The organism is Gemmiger sp. An194 (genome assembly GCF_002160145.1).
GTDB lineage: Bacteria > Bacillota > Clostridia > Oscillospirales > Ruminococcaceae > Allofournierella.
In genome coordinates, this window is sequence record NZ_NFKA01000011.1 from 1 (window position 1) to 17,879 (window position 17,879).

At 56.6% G+C, this 17,879-nt stretch carries 22 protein-coding genes and 4 pseudogenes; 7 read left to right on the top strand and 19 right to left on the bottom strand.

From position 1 onward, the window contains the following. A partial coding sequence (rhuM, locus tag B5F28_RS08205; protein WP_143424713.1) for a RhuM family protein occupies positions 1–510 on the top strand: 510 nt, incomplete at its 5' end. A gap of 66 nt (positions 511–576) precedes the next feature. Here rhuM and B5F28_RS08210 read toward each other — a convergent pair. The 7 genes and pseudogenes from B5F28_RS08210 to B5F28_RS08235 all read right to left on the bottom strand — a co-directional run bounded on the left by B5F28_RS08210 (position 577) and on the right by B5F28_RS08235 (position 3,437). Then, positions 577–852 (bottom strand): DUF6809 family protein, encoded by a 276-nt coding sequence (locus B5F28_RS08210; protein WP_087295126.1) that lies wholly within the window; start codon positions 850–852, stop codon positions 577–579. Between the two features lie 13 nt (positions 853–865). Beyond that, a pseudogene (locus tag B5F28_RS08215) lies at positions 866–1,215 on the bottom strand (TnpV protein). A 103-nt stretch (positions 1,216–1,318) separates the two neighbouring features. Continuing rightward, positions 1,319–1,462: a hypothetical protein gene (locus B5F28_RS15405; RefSeq protein WP_164474885.1), complete on the bottom strand. Its 144-nt coding sequence runs from the start codon at positions 1,460–1,462 to the stop codon at positions 1,319–1,321. A 71-nt stretch (positions 1,463–1,533) separates the two neighbouring features. After that, positions 1,534–1,746, bottom strand: a pseudogene (locus B5F28_RS15410) (type IV secretory system conjugative DNA transfer family protein); the annotation flags it as partial. Positions 1,747–2,130: 384 nt separating this feature from the next. Beyond that, positions 2,131–2,382, bottom strand: a pseudogene (locus tag B5F28_RS15415) (replication initiator protein A); the annotation flags it as partial. 212 nt (positions 2,383–2,594) lie between these two features. After that, positions 2,595–2,897 carry a hypothetical protein gene (locus B5F28_RS08230; RefSeq protein ID WP_087295130.1) on the bottom strand — a complete coding sequence of 101 codons (303 nt, stop codon included), beginning with the start codon at positions 2,895–2,897 and terminating at the stop codon, positions 2,595–2,597. 135 nt (positions 2,898–3,032) lie between these two features. Beyond that, a complete protein-coding gene (locus tag B5F28_RS08235; RefSeq protein ID WP_087295132.1) occupies positions 3,033–3,437 on the bottom strand; it encodes a helix-turn-helix domain-containing protein in 405 nt (134 codons plus the stop codon). Between the two features lie 216 nt (positions 3,438–3,653). Here B5F28_RS08235 and B5F28_RS15420 point away from each other — a divergent pair. The 6 genes and pseudogenes from B5F28_RS15420 to B5F28_RS08265 form a co-directional block, all read left to right on the top strand. Continuing rightward, positions 3,654–3,755: pseudogene (locus tag B5F28_RS15420) on the top strand (antirestriction protein ArdA); the annotation flags it as partial. A gap of 34 nt (positions 3,756–3,789) precedes the next feature. After that, the gene (locus B5F28_RS08245) at positions 3,790–4,656 is read left to right on the top strand and encodes a sensor histidine kinase (protein WP_143424714.1); all 867 of its coding nucleotides are present in this window, start codon (positions 3,790–3,792) and stop codon (positions 4,654–4,656) included. A gap of 173 nt (positions 4,657–4,829) precedes the next feature. Continuing rightward, positions 4,830–5,969, top strand: coding sequence for an ABC transporter substrate-binding protein (locus B5F28_RS08250; protein ID WP_158097552.1), 1,140 nt, complete (start codon positions 4,830–4,832; stop codon positions 5,967–5,969). A 631-nt stretch (positions 5,970–6,600) separates the two neighbouring features. Beyond that, the gene (gene ahpC, locus B5F28_RS08255) at positions 6,601–7,164 is read left to right on the top strand and encodes an alkyl hydroperoxide reductase subunit C (protein ID WP_087295140.1); all 564 of its coding nucleotides are present in this window, start codon (positions 6,601–6,603) and stop codon (positions 7,162–7,164) included. Positions 7,165–7,250: 86 nt separating this feature from the next. Beyond that, complete coding sequence (locus B5F28_RS08260; RefSeq protein WP_247643439.1) at positions 7,251–8,861, top strand: FAD-dependent oxidoreductase; 1,611 nt, start codon at positions 7,251–7,253, stop codon at positions 8,859–8,861. Positions 8,862–9,099: 238 nt separating this feature from the next. Then, entirely contained in the window at positions 9,100–9,741 is a 642-nt protein-coding gene (locus B5F28_RS08265) for a class I SAM-dependent methyltransferase (protein WP_343212752.1), read from the top strand. A gap of 109 nt (positions 9,742–9,850) precedes the next feature. Here B5F28_RS08265 and eutM read toward each other — a convergent pair whose 3' ends face one another. From eutM to B5F28_RS08325, 12 genes are read right to left on the bottom strand one after another with little or no spacing between them, the layout of a single operon-like run. Next, the gene (gene eutM, locus B5F28_RS08270) at positions 9,851–10,135 is read right to left on the bottom strand and encodes an ethanolamine utilization microcompartment protein EutM (RefSeq protein WP_058965090.1); all 285 of its coding nucleotides are present in this window, start codon (positions 10,133–10,135) and stop codon (positions 9,851–9,853) included. Positions 10,136–10,184: 49 nt separating this feature from the next. After that, a complete protein-coding gene (locus B5F28_RS08275) occupies positions 10,185–10,823 on the bottom strand; it encodes a phosphate propanoyltransferase (RefSeq protein WP_087295145.1) in 639 nt (212 codons plus the stop codon). 22 nt (positions 10,824–10,845) lie between these two features. Then, positions 10,846–12,474: an acetaldehyde dehydrogenase (acetylating) gene (locus B5F28_RS08280; protein WP_087295147.1), complete on the bottom strand. Its 1,629-nt coding sequence runs from the start codon at positions 12,472–12,474 to the stop codon at positions 10,846–10,848. A 36-nt stretch (positions 12,475–12,510) separates the two neighbouring features. After that, positions 12,511–13,158 carry a BMC domain-containing protein gene (locus tag B5F28_RS15300; protein ID WP_087295149.1) on the bottom strand — a complete coding sequence of 216 codons (648 nt, stop codon included), beginning with the start codon at positions 13,156–13,158 and terminating at the stop codon, positions 12,511–12,513. Between the two features lie 12 nt (positions 13,159–13,170). Next, entirely contained in the window at positions 13,171–13,803 is a 633-nt protein-coding gene (locus B5F28_RS08290) for a cupin domain-containing protein (protein ID WP_087295151.1), read from the bottom strand. Positions 13,804–13,835: 32 nt separating this feature from the next. Then, a complete protein-coding gene (locus B5F28_RS08295) occupies positions 13,836–14,102 on the bottom strand; it encodes a EutN/CcmL family microcompartment protein (protein WP_058965095.1) in 267 nt (88 codons plus the stop codon). Next, positions 14,096–14,401: a BMC domain-containing protein gene (locus tag B5F28_RS08300; protein ID WP_087295154.1), complete on the bottom strand. Its 306-nt coding sequence runs from the start codon at positions 14,399–14,401 to the stop codon at positions 14,096–14,098. The genes B5F28_RS08295 and B5F28_RS08300 overlap by 7 nt, the downstream gene beginning before the upstream one ends. 5 nt (positions 14,402–14,406) lie before the next feature. Beyond that, positions 14,407–15,249: an ethanolamine utilization protein EutJ gene (gene eutJ, locus B5F28_RS08305; protein ID WP_087181257.1), complete on the bottom strand. Its 843-nt coding sequence runs from the start codon at positions 15,247–15,249 to the stop codon at positions 14,407–14,409. Then, positions 15,234–15,869, bottom strand: a complete 636-nt coding sequence (locus tag B5F28_RS08310; RefSeq protein ID WP_087295156.1) for a hypothetical protein — start codon at positions 15,867–15,869, stop codon at positions 15,234–15,236. Before B5F28_RS08310 ends, eutJ begins: the two co-directional genes overlap by 16 nt. Continuing rightward, on the bottom strand, positions 15,866–17,008 hold the full coding sequence (locus B5F28_RS08315; RefSeq protein ID WP_087295158.1) for an iron-containing alcohol dehydrogenase: 1,143 nt from the start codon (positions 17,006–17,008) through the stop codon (positions 15,866–15,868). Before B5F28_RS08315 ends, B5F28_RS08310 begins: the two co-directional genes overlap by 4 nt. A 38-nt stretch (positions 17,009–17,046) precedes the next feature. Beyond that, complete coding sequence (locus tag B5F28_RS08320) at positions 17,047–17,520, bottom strand: EutP/PduV family microcompartment system protein (protein WP_087295160.1); 474 nt, start codon at positions 17,518–17,520, stop codon at positions 17,047–17,049. Beyond that, entirely contained in the window at positions 17,517–17,867 is a 351-nt protein-coding gene (locus B5F28_RS08325; protein ID WP_058965101.1) for a BMC domain-containing protein, read from the bottom strand. Before B5F28_RS08325 ends, B5F28_RS08320 begins: the two co-directional genes overlap by 4 nt. Positions 17,868–17,879 lie beyond the last annotated feature (12 nt).

The window sequence follows — 17,879 nt, forward strand, 5'->3', positions numbered from 1 at the left end:
TGCAGCGCTGACTACGATGTGGAAAGCCCCATCACAAAGGAGTTTTTCGCAACGGTGCAGAATAAGCTCCACTATGCAGTCACCCATCATACCGCCGCTGAGATCGTATACGGCCGTGCCGACAGCACCAAGCCCAACATGGGGCTGACCACATGGAAAAACGCCCCCAAAGGCCGCATCCGCAAATCGGATGTCACCGTTGCTAAAAACTATCTGAACGAAACGGAAATGCGTAACCTGAACGAGATTGTCACCATGTACCTGGACTACGCGGAACGGCAGGCCCGCCGTGGAAATGTCCTGTATATGGCCGATTGGGTCAAGCGGCTTGACGCATTTTTACAGTTCAACGAGGAAGATATTCTGCATGATAAGGGCAAGGTGACCGCCGCCATTGCCAAAGCCTTCGCCGAGAAAGAGTTTGAAAAGTTCCGGGTTTTGCAGGATCGGACCTATCAGAGCGACTTTGACCGGCTGGTTGCGGAAACTTCGGATGCCCTGACAGAATAACCATATACACAGAAAGCCCACGCCTCCGGTTCTCTTTCCGGCTGCGTGGGCTTTTTCGGCCATCGCTTATTTCTTGTTTTGCAGTTGTTCATGGGCCTCCTGCTGGACAATCAGCCCCGCCGAAAAGCCATACTTGAAATGACTCTCACTTTCCTCGCACTGGGCGATAGCGTTCTGCGCTCGGAGTTCCTCCACCAGAGCATAGTCCTCTTTGCTGAGCCGCTGGGATAGCTGCTCCATCAACGCCGCACAGGTTTGGATCGCCTTGCGGTATTCCGGGGATGTGGGTACAACGGTTTCGCAGGGATAAAACTCTCCGCTATACATGGCTTCTAAAATCATGGTGTTCCCTCCCTCAACAGTAGACCAGCTCAGCCAGGACGATTTCCTCGGCCCTGTTGTGGATGGAGTTCATGGAGCGCACCCATGCCATCTGGTCGGCAGCTTTCAGGGCTTCTGTGACGCCCTCCTGCTGCATCATGGCTTTTTCAATGATTTCTAACCGCTCCCGGCAGGCGGTGTCGATTTCCTCCAAATGGGGAAACAGTTTTTCAGTGACAATGAGATCGGTATACAGAATGGCCGGTGTTCTTTTAAGTAGGCACGGCGCAACCGGCCATATTTCCCGATATGGTACTCTTTGGTGTCCAATAACACAAGGTCAGGAATGAGATAATCGCCGCCTTTGGTGTAAGTCAGTTCCATACAAGACTCCTTTCGTGGGAACGTGGTTGACAGTTACGGTAGGTTTGAGGGCATCACTCCTTTATCATAACTGTCTTTTCATTCGCCACAAATGAGCCGTCAGTCATGATGTAATGTTTTTTGGTGTATTCCACCCTCTATACATTACATCATGATTCTGGATGCTGTTGGATTCTCCGACCTGTTCATCATCTCTGGACAGTCGCTCATACAACGCTGTGATTTTAATTTCTTCTTTCTTTGCCACGGTTTTAACCTCCCTTCGTTATGTACTTTTATCTCGTGTGACGCATCCTTTCTCTATCCTCTTCAAGTATAGCCCTTCGGATCGGTCAGCACATACGAGCTGTGCAGCTGGAGCAGGTTGGGCTTGATCCAGAAGCGCGTTTTGCCGGAACCGGAACCACCGACAATCAGAACATTTTTATTTCTGGCATTGGCGGGATTCTTCGGGCGGTTGCTCATCATCAGCCGTTCTGTTCGGGTCAGAATCACATTGTTCGCAAAGACCGGGTCCACAAAAGGCTCAATAAGATCCACCATTACAGAAAGTGCCTCCTGATCCAGCGAGGAATCCTGAGCGAGCGTGTCCATCTCAAGGGATTCTCTGAAATAATCCTGATACTGGGCGAACATTCGCATCGCTTCGTTTCTTTCCCCGACAGTTCTGTCGGAAGAGAAAGAATCGATATCGCTATTCTCCGTATTGCTTGTATCAGTATTTCTTCCGTGTCCCTCTGCCATTTCCGGAGATGTGCTTTTGGCATTTCCTGAAGTGTGCTTTTGACAGTTCTGGAAATGTCCTTCCCCATGGCTTTCCACCGATATGAAGTTTTTCACATAAATCAGGTTTGGCTTTCCGAGCCCTTGACGCTTGCGTTCAATCAGGCCAACCTTTTTCTCCAGATCGGACAGCAGCTGGATTGCCTTTTTGTTCCCGCAGTTCATGTCAGCCATAATTTCTTCAATCGTGTAGATGATATATACGCGGCCCTGCTGATCGATCCAGCCATTCTTCGCAGAGAGTGTGACGCGATCCAGCAAGATTCCGTACAGGGTTTTCGCCTCTGCTGAGAGCACGCGGAACCGGTCATCCGTAAAAAGGACCTTCGGGATTCGGTAGAAGGCAAACTGTTCCGACTGAATCCCATAAAAATAATCAAACACGCATCGTCACCACCTGCTTTCAGGAGAATTTATCCCGCTTCAGGGGCTTTTGGCGGAACACGTCCGTTTGCTTGCCATACGGGCATCTGGAAAACTGACACCGGCGATATTTGAAATCCGGACGATAGTATACGCATCGCTTGCAACTGTCGGGCTTATCCTGCATCGCAGCCCTGGACAGCTTCTCGTATCTGCGCAGCAGTTCTTCCCGCTTACCCATTTGCCGCACCTTCTCTCTGTGCCCGGTTGATTCTGGTGGCCCGCAGCCAAACGTCCAGCTCCTGATAGCAGACAGCACTGACACAGGGCTGCCCTTTTGCATAGCAGCAGCCTTCGCACTTCTTTTCCTGCGCGGTCATCACAGCTTCGGCCAGATAGTAGCAATTCTGCTTGCCGAGGATGCAGCCGACCTTGCGGTTTTTCCAGAAGAAACATTTGCGACAGGTATCGGGCCTGTCCGCATAGTACCGGATTCCATCAATCAGAATGATTTTGCGCTTTGCCTTTTTGCTCATTTCGATATCCTCCTTGGTTTGATCCGTTTTCGGCATCGTCCGAAAACGACAAAAGCCCTGTGGTGAGGTTCAGTCACCACAGGGCTATGTAAGATATCGATATTTCGTTTTCACGGGCACTTGAAGCCGTAATTATTACTCTCCACGCTTCTGGGACAAGGAAGAAACAGCGAGACAAGCCAATCCGATTCCGAGCATGCCCATTCCCGAAGTTGCGTCCAATTCATTTAACACGGACAGCACAGCCACTCCAACACCCATTGCCAGAGCGACTGCCTTCATAATCAAATGGACCATCGGCATGATATTTTTCTTATCTGCTTTCTGCAAATCCGCTTTGATCTGCATCAGTTCATCTACGCTTATGTCAAAACACTCTGCAAGCTTTGGGATCGTATTTACATCCGGACAAGATAAATCTCTTTCCCATTTGGATACGGCCTTATCCGTTACCCCCATTTTATCAGCCAGTTCAAGCTGAGTCATTCCATTTTCTTTTCTCAATGATGCAATCATCATGCCAAGCGTTTTCTTTTCCATTTGCTTTAGGCTCCTTCTTTTGATGTCTGCATCATATCACTTTCTCCACGATTTACTCAAGCGACCACCAGTTTAGTTCGGTAGACCTGTGGTTTACCTGCTTTTTGCTATGGCCTTCTTTCTAATCCCGGCGCTTGTTTTTAGAAATCCAAAATTTCTCTGTCCGGGCTGCTAAAGTTTGAGGCGGTCATTGACAGCGGCGGGCATACTTCCAGCGTGGCCGATCTCATCAACCTCACACAAAATCTGGATTGCTTTGAATTTTATCCCGATATTGAAAATGAGGAGGATTTAGGCCGCTACTTTACGCAGGACTTGCCGATCCCGGAGGAGCTAAAAGATTACTTTGATTATGAGGCTTACGGACGGGATTGCCATCAGCACCGTGCTGATCGGCATTGTCCTGTTCTATACCCGTCGAACACTGGCCCCGCTTTCCCAGATGATTCAGACCATGTCTCAGGTGCAGGACGGGCTGCTCACCCAGCATGTGCCGGTTACCGGAACCACCGAAATCCGGGAGCTTGCCGTCACCTACAACAAGATGGTGGATGCCCTACAGGATTACATCCAGCAGCTGGTGAGCACCCGGGAAAAACAGCTGCGTTATGAGATCAAAGCCCTGCAGATGCAGATCAATCCCCATTACATCTACAACACGCTGGCCAGCATTAAAATGCTGGTATTCCAGAACGCCCGGGAGCAGGCGGTGGAAACGCTGGATGCCTTTATCGCGCTGCTGCGCAGCACCATTACCAATACTGACGAATTCATCACCATCCAGCAGGAAGTGGAGAACCTAAAAAATTACATGCTTATCATCCGTACCCGGTATGGAGACCGCATTCATGCCGAGTACTATGTTTCAAGCAACTGCTACCACTGCAAAATCCCCAAAATGATCCTGCAGCCTTTTCTGGAGAATGCAGTGTTCCACGCCTTTCCCGATGGGCGCAAAGGCACCATCCAGGTGGTGGTGCGACGCAACGGCACACAATTGGTCATCCGTATCATTGACGATGGCATTGGTATGAAGCAGCAAAAAGCCGACCAACTGGTGGAACAGTCCATCAAGAAAGAGTATTTCTCGGGCATTGGTATTCATAATGTGGATGATCGTCTGAAACTGTTGTTCGGGGAGCAGTACGGCGTTCACATCGAAAGCAAACCGGAAGAGGGTACCGCCATCATCGTCACCTTGCCCCTAAAAGACACCTAAGGGAGGCCGCCATGTTTTCTTTTCTCCGCATATTTGCCAAGCTGCTCTGCCTGATAGCCATGATATTCCTGGTCGGTTGTGCTCCGTCCACCCAGTCTGCAACACCCCCACTCCAAACCCAGACGGTAGATATTTGGGTTTGGGATGAGACCTTCAATGTAAAAGCGGCCAAAATGGCCGCCCAATGGTACCAGGCAGACCATCCGTACATTTCGGTCCGTGTGGAGACTCGTGAGCGGGAGCAGATTCTGGCGGATGTCAAGAGTCTTTTGTCCGCCAAACTGTATGACCGGCTTCCCGAAATCATCATGATCGAGGATTACGACGCCCAGGAGATGCTGGGCAAATACCCCGGTGAATTTGTAGACCTGACCGATTCCATCAATGCAGAGGCGTTTTTCGACTATAAGACAAGCCTTTGCTCCCGCAATGGCCGCCTGTATGGGATTCCCTTTGACAGCGGTGTCACCGCCCTGTTCTACCGTTTGGACATTCTTCAGCAGGCCGGTTACGGGGAAGCCGATATGCAGAATCTGACCTGGGATCGCTTTATGGAGATCGGCAAGGATGTATACGAAAAAACCGGCACCCCCATGCTGACTCTGGACCCCACCGACCTTCCGCTGATGCGCATGAACATGCAGAGTTGCGGCACCTGGTTCTGCGACAGTGAAGGCCGCATTACAGTGGAAGATAACATCGCCTTGCTGCACTCCCTCTCTTTGTACGAGCAGCTGCTGAAAAATAACGTAGCCCAAAGTGCCATTGGCTGGAATGAATTCATCTCCGCCTTTCAGAACGGGAATGTGGCCTGTGTGATCAGCGGCGGGTGGATTATTTCCAGCATCAAAGCCGTGGAAGAGCAAAGCGGACTGTGGCGGATGGCCCCCATCCCGGTATTCGACGATCTTCCCGAAAGTACCGCATGCTCCAATATCGGAGGGAGCTCCTGGTATATTTTGAAAAACACCCCCTCCGCCACAGAAGCCACCCGCTTTATGGTTTCCAGTTTTTCTCCCGACAACACAGACCTCTGGTCCAAACTTGTGGATGAAATCGGCGTAATTCCCTACATTCGAGACACCGATCAGTTGCCTTGTCTGGCGCAAGGCGATCCGTTCTTCGGCGGGCAGCCCGTCACCCAGACACTGACTTCTCTGGCTCTGGATATTCCCACTGTAAACTATGGCAGCAACACCTACGGGATTGAAAGTATCCTTCAGCAGGAATTTCAAAACGCCCTGATCAGCAACAACCTGCAGCACTGTCTGCAATCTGTCCAGCAAAAGGCTGAGGCTATCTCCGCCAAGTAGGCGTTCCCTCTATTGTTTTTCCCCATACCCCAAATTGGTGGTTTGAACGAGGAAGAATCTGAAAAAACTTCCTACTCGACCATGTAACCAACAAAATGCCTGCTTTATGGAGCAGATTACTACAAACCTTGCTTCTACTCTCCCTTCCTGTGGATTTCAGAAAGCACAGTTCATAATTTCCCATGTCTTCACCTTCCCTGGTCTGAGACCACAACCAACCTTGAAGTGTGTAATGGCTGTTTCTGTATTTACGATTGAATTCATTCTTCTGCAGTGATTTCTTGGCGAACTTTTTTCCATCATCTTGCCGTAGTACTACACTTTTTTCAGACATGATAAGCCCCCCTGATGCAATGATTTCCTGCGTCAGGGGGGCTTTCTTTCTATCAGCTTTTTTAGATTCTGTTCATTGAAAAACAGGGAGCTTTTTCATTCGTTTTTACCGTATTCAATCTCCTTCTCTTTACTTCCGAGCCTCAATATCACAAACTGGAATCTCTCTTGTGCAAGAAAAGAAAGAAACTGTTTTCAATCACAACTAGACTTTTCTACTGCGTTTGCGTATAATTTCAGTAACGGTTCGCATTTGCAGACCAACATCAAAATCACATTGAAATGGAGGTACACTTCTATGTCCCTGATTCAGAAAGAAATTGCCGATTTTACCGTCCAGTGTTACCAGGACAACGCCTTCCGCGCTGTGAGCAAGGCGGACGTTCTGGGCAAGTGGAGCGTTTTCTTCTTCTATCCCGCTGACTTTACCTTCGTCTGCCCCACCGAGCTGGAGGATCTGGCGAATCTTTACGAGAAGTTCCAGGCGGTGGATTGCGAGATCTACGCGGTTTCCTGCGACACCCACTTTGTCCACAAGGCCTGGCACGATGCATCCGAGCGCATCCAGAAGATCCGGTACCCTATGCTGGCAGACCCCACTCACTGCCTGGCCAAGGATTTTGAGGTGTACATCGAAGCTGATGGTCTGGCTGAACGGGGCAGCTTCATCGTAAACCCGGAAGGCAAGATCGTGGCCTATGAGGTAAACGCCGGCAACGTGGGCCGCAACGCCGACGAGCTGCTGCGCAAGGTTCAGGCCTGCCAGTTCGTGGCAAAGCACGGTGACGAGGTATGTCCCGCCAAATGGCAGCCCGGCGCAGAGACTCTGAAGCCCAGCCTGGATCTGGTGGGCCAGCTGTAACGAGTGATCGTTTGAAAACGGTTGCCAATCACACTCCTGACAAAGCCCCATGGCCCTTTACGGGCCATGGGCAAATGGGTTTCAGCATGAACAATTTCTATGATGTAATCGTTATCGGCGGCGGCCCGGCCGGGCTTACCGCCGCTCTTTATCTGGCACGGGCCCGTTACCGTGTGGTCGTGGTGGAAAAGGACCATTTCGGCGGACAGATCACCATCACCTCCGAGGTGGTCAACTATCCCGGAGTGGAGCGCACCAGCGGCACCCAGCTTACCGAAACTATGCGCAAACAGGCGGAGCATTTCGGCGCAGAGTTTCTGCTGGCAGAGGTCACTGCGCTGGACATGACCGGCGAGATCAAAACCGTGCAGACCAGCCGGGGCCCCTTGCAGTGCTTCGGCGTACTGCTGGCCACCGGCGCGCATCCCCGCATGATCGGCTTCCCCGGAGAGGAACAGTTCCGGGGCCGGGGTGTGGCCTACTGTGCCACCTGCGACGGTGAATTCTTTACCGGCAAGGACGTTTTTGTGGTGGGCGGCGGCTTTGCTGCCGCGGAGGAAAGCGTCTTCCTCACCAAATACGCCCGCCATGTGACCATCCTCATCCGGGAGGACGACTTCACCTGTGCGCAGGCCGTGGCGGATGCTGCCCGGAATCACGAGAAAATCAGCATTCTGACCAACACTGTGGTGGTGGAGCTTTCCGGAGACACCGCTCCCCGCTGCATCCGGATTCGCAACACAAAAAACGGACAGGAGACTGAGCACCGGGCCGCAGCTGGTGAGACCTTCGGCGTATTCGTCTTTGCCGGTTACTCCCCCTCCACCGATCTCGCCCGAGGTGTGGCGGAACTGGATGAGCAGGGCTACATCCTCACAGATCGCAGCCAGAAAACCTCGGCGGACGGGCTGTATGCCGCCGGAGATGTGTGCGTCAAGCCGCTGCGCCAGGTGGTCACTGCCGTGGGAGACGGCGCTCTGGCTGCCACTCAGCTGGAGCTGCTCTGCGCCGCCATGCAGGCCAAAACCGGGATTCATCCCACGCAGCCGGCAGCACGCGGCGCAGACCCGGAACCCGTTTCCGGCGGCGGTGAGCTTATCAGCGAGGAGATGGCTGCTCAGCTTCGCACCCTTTTTGAGCGGATGTCCTCTTCCCTGATTCTTCGCCTCTACCTGGATCAGACCGCCGTATCCCGGGAGCTGCGCGGGTATATGGAAGAGTTGGCCGCCCACACCGACAAGCTGACAGTGGAGATTGTCGCTCCGTCCGGAGCGGAACACCTGCCCTGTGTGCAGGTATGCCGCGAGGACGGCAGCTGGACCGGGCTTGCTTTCCACGGCGTACCCGGCGGGCATGAGTTCACCTCCTTCGTTCTGGGCCTGTACAATGCTGCCGGGCCCGGCCAGAGCCTGGACCCACAGACCGAATCGGCCATTCAGGCGCTGCAAAAGCCTGTGAAGCTTCAGGTGCTGGTCTCCCTATCCTGCACCATGTGCCCGGAGCTGGTGACCGCTTCCCAGCGTCTGGCCGCGGCTCATCCTCAGGTGACGGCACAGGTATATGACCTGAACCATTTCCCCGATCTGCGAGAGAAATACCAGGTAATGAGCGTTCCCTGCCTGGTAGTCAACGACGGCGAACAAATTCTCTTTGGTAAAAAGAACCTTCCGCAGCTTCTGGAACTGCTGAACTTTTGAAAGCAGCTTGCGCCGCACGGATATCCGTGCGGCGCAAGCTGCTTAGAATCCGTCATTTGAACAGATAAGAGGAGCCGCCATGTCAAAATTCGGAATCATAGAAGACACGCTATTTATTCCTCTGTTGGGCAGAATATACGCCAGTTAACGATACCCGCATATCCTGTACGATAAGAGTGCGCTGAACCTGAAGCTGCAGCTTCCCCTCACAGAACAACCCCATCAGAGCCAATATGCACTGCTTGCCTCCGCCTGCCGGGCAGCCAACATGGACCGTTTTGTCCGAAACTTTTTAACACGCAAACCGGACGGTGCAATCGTTCAACTGGGCTGCGGACTGGAAACAGCCTATTTCCGCTGCGACAACGGGCGGACCCTCTGGTATGCGTTGGATCTGCCCCATGTGATTGACTTCCGAAAAGAACTGCTTGGAGAGCCGGAACGGGAGCACCTTATCGCCGGAGATGCTTTTTCTGAAACATGGATTCATCGGATCCGCACAGAGCTTCCGCACACACCTTTGCTTGTAACCGCAGGCGGATTATTCCATTACTTTGAAGAAACTCAAATTCTGCGTCTGTTTCGGATGCTGGCTGCTTACGGAAATATTGAGCTTGTTTTCGACGCCGTAAGCAGCACCGGGCTTCTGATGATGCAGAAAAAATACATGAAACAGGTCGACCACTCCAATGTGCAGATGTTTTTTGCGGTGGATACCGCCCAAGAGTTGGCCATCAAAACCGGTTATCGACTTCAGGTCCTTACAGAAGAACCCTTCTACTGCCATATCCTCAGAACCGGGCTGAAATTATCCACACGGCTCAATATGAAGCTTTCTGACCGATTCTCCATGGTAAAGATGATACACCTGCAGCTCTAAACATTTTCTTAATCACATACGCAGAAACAGCCCCCGAAGGGTTTTCCTTCGGGGGCCGTTTTGCTCTATGGAATCAGTGCTGTGAGAAGAGAAATGGGGGAAGATAAATTTAGTTTTCCTTCACGGAAGGCAGGATGGTCTCCACCTCGGCGTGGGGACGGGGAATCACATGGACGGATACCAGCTCGCCCACGCGCTGAGCAGCGGCAGCACCGGCGTCGGTGGCAGCCTTCACAGCGCCCACATCACCGCGAACCATCACGGTGACCAGACCGCCGCCGATAAATTCCTTGCCGATCAGGGTGACGTTGGCAGCCTTTACCATGGCGTCGGCCGCTTCGATGGAACCTACCAGACCCTTAGTCTCGATCATACCCAGAGCATCGTACTTCATAATAATTTCCTCCTGAAAATTTTATAATGTTTGGTTCAGCAAATGTTGTTTATACGATCCGAACAGACGACGCGGAGCCAAGGCCCAGAGCATTCGCCTCTTCGGTATCCACATGACATTCCAGCGCGGATTCGCCGGTCACACGGATTACAGTGTTTTTCAGCACGCCGCCCCGCAGGCCGTCCACCTGCAGGTCCACCCACTGACCGTCGTGCACGCCGAACTTCTCGGCATCCTTCGGGTGCATGTGGATGTGGCGCTGGGCGATCATCACGCCCTTTTCGGTCTGCACCGAGCCCTTCGGGCCCACCAGCGTGACGCCCGGGGTGCCGTCCAGATCACCGGACAGGCGGATGGGCGCCTTCACGCCCAGCTTGAAGCCGTCGGCCGCCAGGATTTCCACCTGGGTCTGACTGCGTACCGGGCCAAGGATGCGCACCTTTTCGATCACTCCCTTGGGACCACAGACGGTAACCGTCTCCTTGCAGGCGTACTGGCCGGGCTGGGAAAGATCCTTCATCTTCTCCAGCGTGTGGCCGGGGCCGAACAGCCGGTTCAGGTCACCTTGAGAGAGGTGCACATGCCGGTTGGAAACGCCCACCGGAATCTGTTTCTCCTCTCCGCTGGGAGCCGCCTGCTGCTTCACTGCTTCCATCAGCAGCGCCAGCAGTTCATCGCATTGACTCATTGGTTCGCCGCTCCTTTCCAAATCAGTGATTCATGGAAGCGATCAGGTTCCGGACCAGCTCCGCCAGATGGGCGTCATCGGTGAAGCCCTGAGAAGCGTTTTTCAGCTGCTCCGGGGTGTCGATGCTGGATTCCTGCACCGCTGCGCCGCAGCTGGGGCAGCCCTGCCGCCGCTCAAAGGAGGCCACGATGTCCGCGGGGCTGAAGTCCAGCGGGCGCTGGCTGCAGCATTCCGCAGCGGGAGCAGCGGTGCGGCCCAGATCGGGGTGGCAGAAGGACTTGTCGTCCTGCAGCAGGGTGGCGCAGTTCTTCAGACCGTAGGCCACCTTCTTCACGTTGATCAGGTTCAGGGGGCTCACGTTCTCGGATACCGAGCTGCCGCCGCAGGTGCCGCAGCCCAGAGTGAAGGCCACGTTCAGGCCGGTGCTGATGCCGGTGCCGCCCATGCTGCCACCGGTGTTCACCAGAATGCGGGAAGCGGGCTTTACCGCGAACTTGCGGACGATGTCCTCGTTCTGGGTGTGCAGGCTCATGGTGTGGCCGATGCCGTTCTGCAGCAGCTGAATGCTCAGCTCGCAGGCCTGCTTCCAATCCTCTACGGTGTAGAAGGCCAGAACGGTGGTCAGCTTCTCGTAAGAGAGGGGGTAGCCCTCGCCCACGCCGTCCTGCTCGCCGATCAGAACCCGGGTGCCCATTGGGATGGAGATGCCCGCGGCCTGTGCGATCATGTCCGGGGTACGGCCCACGAACTTGGCGTTCATGGCGTGGCCGTTCTTGAACAGCAGGCGGCAGACCTTTTCGGTCTCCTCGCGGGTCATGAAATAAGCGCCCTGGCGCTTCAGCTCATCCACCACCTGCTGACGGTTGCAGGTCTCACAGATGATGGACTGCTCGGAGGCACAGATGGTGCCGTTGTCGAAGGTTTTGCTAGCCATGATGGCTTCCACAGCGGCCTTCACATCCGCCGAGCGCTCGATGTAGGCGGGAGAGTTGCCCGCGCCCACGCCGATGGTGGGCTTGCCTGCGCTGTAAGCGGCCTTTACCATGCCGGGGCCGCCGGTGGCGATGATGAGCGCCACCTCCTTGCAGTGCATCAGCTCATTGGTGGCTGCCATGGTGGGCATGGACACACAGCCGATAACACCTTCCGGCGCGCCTGCCTTGATGGCGGCTTCGCGCATGACCTCGGCGGCCTTCAGAGTGCATTTTGCAGCCGAGGGATGGGGCGAGAACACGATGGCGTTGCCCGCCTTGATGGCGATCATGGACTTGTAGATCACGGTGGAGGTGGGGTTGGTGGAAGGCACGATGCCCATGATCAGACCAGCCGGAGCCGCCACCTCCAGAATCTTCTTTTCCGGGTCCTCAGAGATGATGCCCACGGTCTTCATGTCCTTGATGTCCTCGTACAGCAGTACCGAGGCGGCGTGGTTTTTGTAGGCCTTGTCCAGCGCTTTGCCGAAGCCGGTCTCCTCCACTGCCATCTTGCCCAGGCAGGCTGCGTGCTCCCGCGCAGCCTCCACCATGCTCTTCAGAATCCGGTCGATCTGCTCGCTGGTGTAGCCGGCCATCTGCTTTGCGGCAGCGGCACCCTGACGGGCCAGATCTCTGGCCTCCTGGATGGAGCGCAGATCCAGATCAAACTGTTCCATTGTTTTATCCTTTCCCTGGTTCTTTGCCCAGTCGTTTTATTGCGCCGTTTGTTCCGCGGCCTGCCGGTCATACCAGCGTTCAAATTCCTTGAGCAGGCGGGAGCGGTTTGCCTTGGAGATCGCTCTGCCCGCAATTTCAAATTCCGGATAGCTCCTTGCCAGATAGCGGAGCTTTACCACCGAGCAGCTGCCCAGCAGCTCCATCAGGCGGGTGATTCCCTCCTCCCGGAACAGTGCATCGCACCATTCCCGGCTGATCTGACCCACCGCCTGCTTTTGTGCGGGATGTTCGAGCTGCTCCGGTTCCTGTTCCGGCTCCTGCGCCGGCTCAGGCTCCTGCGGCTGGGGTTCCTCGCCGCCCTCATCAGACGGCTCTTCCGGAATCTCTTTTAGTTTCGCCGCCTTTTCCTCCGGCGGCCGGAAGAGCAGCTCCACGTCCTGCTGGGGGCGGGCGATCACATGTTGTGTGACCAGAAGCCCGTCGCCCAGCCGTTCGGCAGCGGCAGCGCCCGCGTCCACGGCGGCCTTGACCGCCGCCACGTCGCCGGTGACCAAGATGGTCACCAGTCCGCCGCCCACCTTGGTACGATCCAGAAGGGTCACATCCGCCGCCTTGAGCATGGCGTCCGCCGCTTCAATGGAGGCCAGCAGCCCTCTGGTTTCGATCATTCCCAGTGCCTGCATGCGCACCCCTCCTTACAGAAGGTCCGCCCAGTTCGCCGGGTAGGTGGCGTAGAACACCCGGGCCTTGTCCGGCGAGCCCCAGGTTACCTTGGAGCCGGAAGGAACGAACAGCACATCGCCCGCATGGGCGGTGTAGGTGGTGCCATCGATGGTCACCGTGAGGATACCCTCGATCACATAGTCGATCTCCTCGTAGGTGAGCTCCCAGTCAAAGCTGGAGTTCTCGATCACCAGGAAACCCGCGCTGATGTGGGACTCGTCCTTGTTCACCAGCTCCTGGAAATAAGCAGTTGCATTGGGGTTGCCGGTGTCAAACACATCCATCTTCACGGTGTTGCCGCGGACGACCTTCAGGCCGTTGGAATGGCGCTGCTCCTGGAAGGGCTTTGTATTCAAAAGGCCTTCCAGCATGCCCTTTTCCATGAGCACCTTCAGCACCTGATAGATTTTTTCGCTGTCCAGCTCGGGGCCGCAGCAGGCCGGAGCCGGGGCGCATTCCGGTTCCTTGTCCGCGAATGTGACGCCCAGTGCCTCGGCGGCATCCCGGGCCGAGGGAGTCACGATGGCCCCCGGCGTTACCACGCAAACGGTCTTGCCCGCCTGCTTCAGCGCTTCCACATCCGCCGCGCAAATCAGCTGCTTCATAGTTTCACGTCCTCTCTTGACCGCGCTTTCGGTCATTCCTCAAAGTCGCAGTCCTCGTCGATAATTCCGACCACCGCCGCGTCGGCGGGGATCTCGTCGTCGCCCAGCATCCGCCGGGCGGAGGAACCGGTGGCCACGATCACCCGGTCGCCTATTCCGGCACCGATGGTGTCGATGACCACCATCCGCTCCCCGGCCCGTGTGCCGCCGATTACCTGAGCAAGGAGGAGCTTGTAGCCGTTCAAACCGTCCGCCTTGCGGGTGGCCCAGATGTTTCCGGTGAGTCTTGCGGTTACCATTCCATCTGCCCCTCCTTTTCTCTTCGTTTGATTTCCTCCAGCGCCGCCTCCACCGAAGCGGTGTCGCCGAAGATTGCAAGTAAGATCATATTCTGCGGGCAGCTGCCGCGGATGTCCTCCACGGTCACGCCCACCGCCTTTTCGGCCACGTCGGCGGCGCAGACCATCTCGATCAGCCGCCCCTGTACCAGGCCGATGGCATCCACCTGCTCCAGCTTGGTCCCCTGCCCCGAGCCCTTGCGGCGGGAGAGGATCTCCAGCGTGCCCGGGCTGGGGGATTTGATGATTCGACACTCCATGGTGCTCACTCCATTTCCTGATCGGTGCAGCTCATGGCGATTCCCAGCGGGGTGACGAACATGGGGTTGCGGGGCTTATAGGTGGGAATGCCGGTTTTCTTTTCGATGATGGACTCGATGCCGGTGAGGCAGCAGGTGCCGCCCACCAGATACAGGCCCTGAACGTCGTAGCCTTCCGCCTGACGGCTGATGATGGCTGCCACCTTCTCGATCACCGGCTTCAGCACCGGCAGGATCTCGCTGTGGTGCTCCGGCTGGCGCTTGTACTTTTCCGCGTCGCCGAATTCCATCTTGTAGGCGCCTGCCAGCACCAGCGAAAAGTGGGTACCGCCGGTGGCCTCGTCGTCCACCCGGATCACCTTGCCATCCTTCAGGATGGAGATACCGGTGGTGCCGCCGCCAATGTCCACCACGGCGCCGTTTTTGATCTTCAGCACCTGGTTTGCGGCGGTGGGCTCGTCCAGCAGGGCGGTGATTTCAAAGCCCGCGCCCTGCACCACGTTCTTGATGGCGCCGCCGTCCAGACTGTCGGTACCGGGAGGGATGGCGGCTGCGGCGTAGATGAGCTCGGTGCCCAGCTTTTCCTCCAGCTCCTCCTTCATCTCCCGCACCAGCCGGATGGCTCCGATGTAGTCCACCACCATGCCGTCCCGAACAACATCTGCATACCGGTATGCGCCTGCCACCGGCCGGCGGTTTTCATCCAGAACCGCCAGCACCACGCAGGCAGTTCCCAGATCCACGCCGGTATAGTAAACGGAAGAGGGCGTTTTCACCGGCTTTTTGATCACCTGTTCAAATTCTTTGACCAGGCGGTCGCATTCTGCAAATGTTACTTCTTCTGGCATACGGTTCCTCCAAATGAATGGCAGATCATCTGAGACAATCGGTTAATAATACAATGGGCCGGCAGCTTCTTTTCCTCTGGCAGGCGAGCTTCCAGACGGCGCAGGCCGCAGCGAAGCAGATGCAGTCTGACCAGCGTTTTTCCGCCGGGTGTCTGGGCGTGGAAGCCGGTGACCTCAAAGCAGTCCTCCATCCACTGGCCGCAGTTTTCCGGGCCGATGCCGGTGCACCGGGGACAGAGGGCCAGCCACTCGGCCTGCTCGACCGGTTCTTCCCCGGCCAGCCGGGCCAGCCTGCGTTCCAGATCAAAGACCTCACCCGCTGCAAGCACGTCCCGGTCCATCAGGTCCAGGCCCGCCTGCAAAAATTCCGCCTGTAATTCTTTCAGGTCCAGCTGCCAGTCCGCTTTGGGCGCATCGCTGTTTTCCGCGCTTTGGGCGGCGGGCTGTTCCATGGTGGGAGCGGCCGGCTTTTTGGGGCCGTCCGCCTCCAGCCGGATGCCCCGGTCGGTCAGAAACTGCCGGGCTCCGGGGGTAAGGCGGGTGCCCGGTTCCGGTGTGTAGCTGGTAAAGGGTTCCGCACGATAGTGGCTGCGCAGGTCCTGCTCGGTGATGAATTTCATACCGAACCCCCTTTACAGAGTTCCCTGTAAAGGCCTTTCAGTTCACAGGGTTCCGGTACCCGGGGATTGGTCTCGGTGCAGCCGTCCTGCATGGCTTTTTGGGCCATGACCGGCACCTGCTCCAGAAACACTTCCTTTTCCACCCGGCAATCGGTCACGTAGAAGGGCTCATTGATGCGCTTCATCAGGTTCCGGATCTGCCGGATCAGGTTGTGTACCGCCGCTTTGGGGGTCGCGCCGCCGATGCCCAGCATCTGGGCGATCTGAGCGTACCGCAGCAGCGCCCGGCTTTCGTCTTTATAATCCAGCGCCGCGTTGTAGGCGACCACATGGGGCAGCAGCAATGCGTTGCTTCTGCCGTGGGGGATGTGGAACGCCGCGCCCAGCGCGTGGGCCATGCTGTGGCAGATGCCCAGCGATGCGTTGCTGAAGGCGATGCCTGCCAGACAGGAGGCATTGTGCATGTGTTCCCGGGCTTCCATGTCCGATCCGTCGGCCACGGCCCGTTCCAGATACTGCCACACCAGCCGGATCGCCTTTTCGGCGCAGGCGTCGGTGAAGTCATCCGCTTTGGTGGACACATAGGCTTCCAGCGCGTGGGTAAGCACGTCCATGCCGGTGTCGGCGGTGATGGCCGGGGGCACCGATGCGGTGAGCGCCGGGTCCAGGAAGGCTGCGTCCGGCACCATGGCCTGATCCCGCAGCGCGTATTTCACCTGGGCCTGGGTGTCCGAGATGACCGCGAAGGAGGTCACCTCGCTGCCGGTGCCGCTGGTGGTGGGCACTGCGGCCAGCATGGGCCGCGCGCCGCCGTTCATGGCTCCGTACAGCTGACCGGCAGCCTTGGCGGTATCGATGGCCGAACCGCCGCCCAGTGCCACGATGCCGTCGGGCCCGAACTTCTTCATGCCCTGAATGGCGGCAGTGACCACCTCAATGGACGGGTCCGGCACCACATCCGAGAAGATCTCGGTCTCGGTGCCCGCTTCGTGCAGAATCGAGGCAAGCTCCTCTGCCCGGCCGCATTTTTTCATAAAGGGGTCGCAGATGATGTAGGCCCGCTTCATGCCAAGGCCCTTGATCTCCTCCAGCGAGGACTGGCCCATGTGAATGCGGGTACTCATGAGAAAATGTGCCATCCTCTTTCCCCTCCTTTCCTTGTTGTGTTTGCCCCGGTTCATTCTTCGGGGCGTTGGGTTTCATTGCTTGGCGGCATGTGAGGCGCGAGGGTTTGCAAAAACGCCTGCACGCTTTCCGCCTCGCGGATGCTCAGGAGCAGCACCGGCTCCTTCACGCCCGCTTCCAGCAGCTGCCGCCGTGCGCTTTCCGGGTTTGCATCGGGCAGATCACAGCGAGTCACCACGCCGATCACCGGCACCCGGAAGGCCTTTGCAAAGGCGGGCGGGTAGGCCCGCTTTTTTCCGGCTGCATCCGCCGCCATCACCACACAGCAGGCGTCCTGCGCGGCGGCGATGAGGTGCTTGTGCATCCAGGGGCTTTCCAGATAAGCGCCCGGTGTATCCAGCGTTTTCTCCCGATACACCATGTTGGGCACCCGGCGTATTGCCATCTCCCTGCCTTCCAGCAGGGCGGCCAGTGTGGTCTTGCCGCTTTTCTGCGGCCCGATGAGCATGATCCGTTTTCTTCTCACGTCCGGGTCACCTTCGCAGCGGCAAAGCCCAGCACACGCTCCAGCGTGTCGGTCACAGCGGCCAGCGCCGTGTCCACGCTTTCCACGTCGCCGGTGATTACCACCGAACCGGTGAACCGGTCCAGAAAACCGATCTCCACATCCGACGCTTTCGCGGCGATGTCGGCGGCGATCATAGCGGTCTCGAAGGGCGACAGGGTCAGGATGCCGATGGCTCCCTTGCCCTCAATGCCCAGACATTCATAGATTTCCGGCACAGGGGATGCGATCACATGGGCGATGGTCACCTGCTTGCCGGGAACCGATTCCTCGATCACCCGGCTGGCCGGGATGGGCGTTTCGTTCATGGTTTCGCCTCC